The 6,672-nt window shown below is 41.8% G+C and carries 6 protein-coding genes and 1 pseudogene; 1 reads left to right on the top strand and 6 read right to left on the bottom strand.

The window, feature by feature from the left end; genetic code table 11:
• Positions 1 to 99, top strand: a 99-nt coding sequence (locus ACIQ6T_RS11080) for an IS3 family transposase (protein ID WP_395785517.1), incomplete at its 5' end; no start/stop codon positions are given.
• Positions 100 to 195: 96 nt separating this feature from the next.
• Here ACIQ6T_RS11080 and ACIQ6T_RS11075 read toward each other — a convergent pair.
• The 6 genes and pseudogenes from ACIQ6T_RS11075 to ACIQ6T_RS11050 form a co-directional block, all read right to left on the bottom strand.
• Positions 196 to 1,557: a peptidylprolyl isomerase gene (locus ACIQ6T_RS11075; RefSeq protein WP_395786370.1), complete on the bottom strand. Its 1,362-nt coding sequence runs from the start codon at positions 1,555 to 1,557 to the stop codon at positions 196 to 198.
• Positions 1,558 to 1,572: 15 nt separating this feature from the next.
• A complete protein-coding gene (locus tag ACIQ6T_RS11070) occupies positions 1,573 to 3,870 on the bottom strand; it encodes a peptidylprolyl isomerase (RefSeq protein WP_395786368.1) in 2,298 nt (765 codons plus the stop codon).
• Positions 3,871 to 3,889: 19 nt separating this feature from the next.
• On the bottom strand, positions 3,890 to 4,594 hold the full coding sequence (locus tag ACIQ6T_RS11065) for a hypothetical protein (protein WP_395786366.1): 705 nt from the start codon (positions 4,592 to 4,594) through the stop codon (positions 3,890 to 3,892).
• Entirely contained in the window at positions 4,585 to 5,637 is a 1,053-nt protein-coding gene (locus ACIQ6T_RS11060; protein ID WP_395786364.1) for an agmatine/peptidylarginine deiminase, read from the bottom strand. Before ACIQ6T_RS11060 ends, ACIQ6T_RS11065 begins: the two co-directional genes overlap by 10 nt.
• 1 nt (position 5,638) lies before the next feature.
• Positions 5,639 to 6,400 (bottom strand): type III pantothenate kinase, encoded by a 762-nt coding sequence (locus ACIQ6T_RS11055; protein WP_395786362.1) that lies wholly within the window; start codon positions 6,398 to 6,400, stop codon positions 5,639 to 5,641.
• A pseudogene (locus ACIQ6T_RS11050) lies at positions 6,391 to 6,672 on the bottom strand (NAD+ synthetase); the annotation flags it as partial. The gene ACIQ6T_RS11055 and the pseudogene ACIQ6T_RS11050, both read right to left, overlap by 10 nt.

Genomic DNA, 6,672 nt, shown 5'->3' with positions numbered 1-6,672 from the left:
AGCTACCTTAAATACTATAATCATGAACGAATAAAAATGAATCTAAATGGAATGAGCCCAGTGGGATACCGAGCTCATTATGTCAAATCTATTGTTTAATTTTGTCCAATAAAATGGGTGCACCTCATACTTCGCGTCTTTTCTATTTACAAAAAAAAATAGACGCGAAGTATCGCGTCTCTACTCTCTAACCTCTTACCTCTCTATAACGCTCCCCTCCAGCACCTTACAATCCTTGTACTCGTCATCGATGAAAATAAAGACATCATCTTTGGCTTTAACAAACCACTTTTCAATGACATCATTCTTCTTTTGCGTTAACGCAATGCCTGAAATTTTTTGATAATCATCCGTTAAGTTGGCAAAATGCGGCGGATACTTCGCCTTAAAATACAAAACACGCATAGCACTGCGGCCATCTTCTGTTCGGTAAGGAATTGGCTTAGAAATGGTGCCCACCGACATTGAATCAATTGAGAAATACAAACCAGGTTCCATCGTTCCATCAAACGGCATGCGCGTAGAGCGAGAAGCCATGTCAATTAAAAGTCCGCCAGCGTCTTGTGTCAACTTATCTTCGGACACACTACGAGCCGCTTTATCAAACGAAATTGAATCACGTTGAATCAGAATGCGCAAACTATCCAGAAAACGAGTTGGCTCCGTCACATCTAATTTTTGATAATCCGGACGCAACAAAATATGACGCGCTTGATATTCCTGTCCACGAATAGCTAATAATTGAATCAAGTGAAAACCAAATTCACTTTCTACCACATCCGACATTTGATTGGGTTTCAACTTCAAGGCTGCCGCCTCAAAAGGAGCAACCATCTGACCACGTTTTGAAAAACCTAAATCACCCCCTCGCTTACCACTTCCTAAGTCTTCCGAATATAATTTGGCCAATTCCTCGAAGGCCTCCCCTTTCTCCACGCGCTTTTTGTAATCCAATAATTTACCCACCAATTCATCCTTTTGAAATTTATTTGGCTGCGCTAATCGAACAATATGACCAATCTCTACCTCTGAAGGCAAATAAGGCAACGAATCCGAAGGGATACGCTTAAAAAACTTCTCTACCTCTTTTGGCGTAATCCGAACATCATCCGTGATCTTTTCTTGCATTTTACGACCTGTCAATTGCTCCTTTAAGGAGATCCGTAAATCTTCCTTCAAGGTTACAATTGGCTTACCAAAAGCCTCAACAATATTTTTTGCAGAACCATATTGCTGCTCCATTTGCTCCATTCGCGTGTTCATCTCTATCTCAATTCGCTTATCATCCACGATCACTGAGTCAATTTCAGCTTTGGCCAACATTAATTTATTGACAACCAAACCTTCCAAAATTTGGCAACGATTGGGGGTATTCGCCTGACCACTCGTTTGGTATTGCGCATACTGCTGTTCCACCTCCGAACGCAAAATGTAGTAATTGTCTACTTTGCCAATGATTTTATCCAAAACCGGGCCCCGTTCCGTAACCTCCTGCGCAAAAGAAATTTGCGCTAAAGCCAATAAACCCAAACAACATACTAAACTTCTCAATTTCATATCTTTTATATTTACTTAATTCATCAAACGATTCAACTCCTCCATATCTAGCTGAACGGGGAATTTTTGCTTCAAAGCCGCCAACCAATCACGCTCTAACTGCGCTTGTAGCCCACGAATCACCGAACTCCGCGACTCGTCAAAACGCTTCAAACGTTCCGGTTCTATCCGACTAATTTCAATATAAACCTGCCGGCCTTCTACCTCCAACGTTTTTTTACTCACCTCCCACGGCATCGAATCCAATAATGGCTGTTGGCCCTTCACATACATCCCTTCCTCAGCCACCAATGTCATAGGTTTTACAGCATTAAACCGCTTCACGACATCTTCCATTGATTGCGAAAAAAACCGAAACGAAACGCGCGCATTTTTAACCCTATCCGTTTTTGATAAAGGCTTTAAACTACCCTCCATTTTCTCAATAATCCGAGTCGAAGCAATACCCTTTTTCATCAAGTATTTAACCAACACATTTACGCGCGCATCCGATAACGAATCTGACTCACTCGCATCCTGATGCCCTGAAATCTCGACAATATAATCCCGATTCTTCGCCAACAATAAAAATAACTCCTGCTGAATCTTATTCATACCATCCGAAATCTCTACTTTTCCGAGCCCAAAAGTAACATCTGGCAATCGTTTATTCATCAAATATGGCGCCTGTTTCACTAAATCTAAAGCATCCGCTAAGGTCTTTGGAGTATCTGCACTAACAATTTTAGCCTGCGCGCGTACAGGTAATGTATATTCCGGAGCATGCACCATGAAGTATTTTTGCTGATTCAACGAATCTAAAGATGGCTCGTAAATCTCGCGCTCTACAATTTTACTGAACATAGAACCCTCATAAAATTCCTTCATTTGCTCCTGAAATGCTGGATATTTTGTCTCCAAATGTTGCTCCTCAACCGTCATGGTGTGATTATCCACAAATTCTTCTAAATACACAAGCTCAGGTACAGATGGCAAATAACCCAAAGCCTTCAACTTTCTTTTTTGTTGAGCTATGATAAATGTATAAAAATCTTGAACGGTCCAACTCTTTTGCCCAATCTGCACCAAAGGCATTTTTAAATAATATTCATCCCCTACCCGATCCTGTGCAAAACGCTCCAAAGCTATCTTTTTCGCTGCCTCTACAATGACCACCTGGTTTTCCGTCCGCACACGCGTCATAAAGGACCGACGAATCATCGCAATACGCTCCGGATCAGTCATGACTTTTTGACGAATATATTCCGCCATTTCCTCATAACTCAATAAAGGCTTTTTGTCTAATAATTTGAAAATTTGCCAACCTAAATTTGTTCGAATTGGAATCGTAACATCACCTAGTCGCTGGATCGAAAACAATTGATTCTGCAATTCCTCACTCAAGTCCGACGAATAATACCACCGGCGCAACTCGCCACCGCGACCCTTGGAATACGGATCCTCCGAATAATTCTTACAAATTAATTCAAACGAATCATCACCCTTCTCTAAATATTTCTGGACCTGCTCAATCCGATTCTTTGCTTCAACTTGCAAATTTGTAGCCGCATTGACAGGAATTGAAACTAAGATATGTGCCAACCGGATTTTGCCCTGATTCGGGCGAATCGCATTTACTTTGACAAGATGATATCCCGTTTCCGTACGAACAATAGGCGATACACCACCTACCTCCAACCCATATACCGCATTTTCTAAGGCATATTGCAATTGTAGACTCGTCACAAAACCAAGTGATCCACCCTTGAGAGCCGACAAATCATCCTCTGAAAATTTCTTTGCTAACGCATCAAAAGCTTCGCCAGCCAATAGCTTCGTACGAATATTGTTAATTTTCTGATAAGCTAATAAAGTGTCCGCAGCAGATGGGTTCGATGGAACTTTGACCAGAATATGTGCAATCTGCTTTTCAAATTTCAAACGGGAATAAGCCTCTCGAACTAAGGTTTCCGTTTTTTCATTGTCGATCAAATATGGACTCGCTAATTCTTTTCGAAAACTTTGATACTCATCTTGAAAACCAGGTGTATTGGCAATTTTTGCTTCCTCGGCGGCCACCAACTTAAGTTGATAATCGATGTAGTCCGACAAAAACTTCTGTTTATTATCCGCTTTGATGCTATCGCTTTCAAGCAGCTTTCGGTAATCATTCACAAACGATTTAGATGAAATCTTCTTCGAACCCAGGGTGATGGGGAATTCGACCTGACCAACCGCAGTTAAGGAAACCAATAAAAAGAAGATAATACCTCGAATCATATTTATTATTACACGTCTTGACAAACCAATTTTCAAGGCAACAAAATTACGCATATTTAACCAATAAATAGAGCTAACGGAGCGAATCATTCACACGAATCTCATACGCAAATCCATATTGATACGCCCCAAAACCACGCTTACCGCCTTTCCAAGTGCCCCGTTTGAAACGTACCGAGTTCCCTTTGTTCATAGTTGAATAATCCCATTGCACCTCCGAAACACCTAACAAATCCTTTACATCTCGTTTTGCCCACCAATCTAATCCCACGGATCCAAGACGGGCACCCCAAATAAACCAACTCAAGGGATTGGAAAAACTGCTCCATTCCATCAAGGTAATTGGAATTTGAACCAAACCACTAACTTGGTTTAATTGGTGAACAAATGCCTGATCTTTTGAATAATCATCTAATTCCCAGAGGGAAACTTGAACACCCACGCGCTCACCCGGACGAATTACTACTGATTTTAATTGGACAGTATCCAAAGATATTTGTTGGCCCTGCGCCACAGAACCCACATAAACCCATTTCGATCTTTCAGGAAATACCGTCTCTCCCACAATTCTGACGATCGCTATTTGCACCATTAACTCATCGCGCAAGGTGATATTTTCTTGTAAATCATGCGCCGTAATTGATTTTAAGTTAAGTTTAACCTCCTTTGCGACAGGCTGAATTGGTACACCAATTGCTTGATTTACAGGTAATTGTGTTACAATTTTAGCGCAAGACCAAAGAAAAACAACCGATAAAAGTACGAGAATTAAACGCATGCGTTCGCTTGAGGTTCTTGCTGAGTTAAGCAATGAAAACTACCCTGCCCCCAAATAATATGTTTAGCCGAAAGACCAATAACGGTACGATCTGGAAATAATTGTGTCAATGTCTCCAAGGCAAAAGTATCTTGCCGACAATCAAACGTAGGTACGATTACCCCTGCATTGCAAATGTAGAAATTGGCATACGAACCCGGCGCCCGAAAATCATCGATTACCACCGGATCCGGCATCGGTATTTCAACAATATGCAATGGCTCGCCATCCAATAAACGCATTTCCTTTAATTCAGCTAGGTTTTGAGCCAAAACAGCATGGTTTTCGTCGTCCACCCGTGGTTCCACCATCGCAATCACCGTGTTCGAATTAACAAAACGAACCGTATCATCAATATGTCCATCCGTGTCATCCCCAACAATTCCATCCGACACCCATAAGACTTGTTGGACCCCATAAAAATCACAAAGATATTGTTCAATTTCCGCTTGACTCAAATGCGGATTGCGGTTTGGATTCAGTAAACAAGAACGGGAAGTCAATACGGTTCCAGCCCCATTAAAATCAACAGAACCACCTTCCATGACAATACCTGGACTTTTAACGCGCAAACCTAGCGATTGCGCAATGGCTTTCGGGGAGGCATTATCATCGCCAAAAGGAGGATATTTCCCACCCCACGCATTGTATTCCCAATCAATAATCATGCGCGCATCGCTTGAATGATGAACCAAAAATGCTGGTCCATGATCTCGGCACCACGCATCATTCGTGGGACGAATATGTAATCGAATCTGTTCAGGATCAATCCCATAAATTGGCAATTGACTTTGAATAAATGAAGCTAAAGTCGAATCATTCACCTGAATATTCACCAACTCACCCGTTGAAATCACACGGATTAAATCAAAATACTCAGGATACATGTTACCCAATTTATCCCCTTGCCAGGAATGATCATTATGTGGAAATGTGATCCAAGTAGCTACATGTGGATGCCATTCAGCTGGAAAATAAAATCCCTCTTCGCGCGGTGTAGACATATTATTGCTGTGCGACGATGCGCAAACCTTCTAACGTGATCAATTTATTTACTTCGTCGAAATAAGCTTCTAAAGGGGTTAAAATCGATGATAATCCTCCCGTAGCAATAACCTTAACGCCCTGTCCTCGTTCCTCTTTTACACGTGAAATCATTTCCTTAACCATGCCCACATACCCCCATAAAATACCTGATTGAATGGCAGAAACGGTATCATGACCTAAGGCAGAATTTGGCATTTCTAAAGGTACTTCAGGCAATTGCGCTGTCTCAGAAAACAAGGATTTAACGGCTGTTTTTAATCCAGGAGCAATCGAAACACCCTGCATTTTCCCTTGCGCATCTACTAAGGTAAACGTTAAAGCAGTTCCAAAATCAACAATTAACACATCGGAGGAGGAATAATTTGTGTGCGCATAGACTGAATTCGCAACTAAATCAGCGCCTATCTCATCCGGGCTAATCACTTCAATAGGCAATGTGGCATATAATTTAGGCCCCATCACCTTCACGGGATAGTTTACCCAATGCTCTAGGCCTTTTTGGATTTGCGTCAACACCGACGGCACCACCGAACTGATTAAAATGGAATCAACCGTACGATCCGGGAAACCTTTGTCGGTGAGCTCCTTCTGAATCCAATGCTCCATCCGAATCGCACTCCAAGGCTGATGCGTAGGGGTACGCAAAATCACTTTCCACTCCGTTTCGGTGTAAAATCCACAGACGATGTCTGTATTTCCTATGTCAACTACTAAATGCATGCAGGTAAATCTTTTTCAAGTCCAGCCGATAAAATCGGGAAACGCAACCATGATTTCGGATCAAGGCTGTAATCATCCACATGGAAACCTGGGGCGTAACGCTCCCGTTTCCATTGATTTCTAGCCCATAAACGAAAGAATCGATGAGCAAATTCATCTAATTTGGTCACCTCAAACTGCGCACCATATACTTGATTTAATTTTGAAGCACATTCAGCGGGCGACAAACGCTCATAAAACGACCAGCGTTCTAAAGCATTTAGGATTGGATA

The organism is Aquirufa sp. (genome assembly GCF_044377215.1).
In the GTDB taxonomy this organism is placed as follows: domain Bacteria; phylum Bacteroidota; class Bacteroidia; order Cytophagales; family Spirosomataceae; genus Aquirufa.
Note: the sequence above shows the minus strand (reverse complement) of the source record. Positions and strands in the feature narration are given on the sequence as shown.

Coding starts and splice junctions, on each gene's coding strand:
- ACIQ6T_RS11075 (WP_395786370.1), bottom strand. CDS start 1,557: ATGAAATTGAGAAGTTTAGTATGTTGTTTGGGTTTATTGGCTTTAGCG.
- ACIQ6T_RS11070 (WP_395786368.1), bottom strand. CDS start 3,870: ATGCGTAATTTTGTTGCCTTGAAAATTGGTTTGTCAAGACGTGTAATA.
- ACIQ6T_RS11065 (WP_395786366.1), bottom strand. CDS start 4,594: ATGCGTTTAATTCTCGTACTTTTATCGGTTGTTTTTCTTTGGTCTTGC.
- ACIQ6T_RS11060 (WP_395786364.1), bottom strand. CDS start 5,637: ATGTCTACACCGCGCGAAGAGGGATTTTATTTTCCAGCTGAATGGCAT.
- ACIQ6T_RS11055 (WP_395786362.1), bottom strand. CDS start 6,400: ATGCATTTAGTAGTTGACATAGGAAATACAGACATCGTCTGTGGATTT.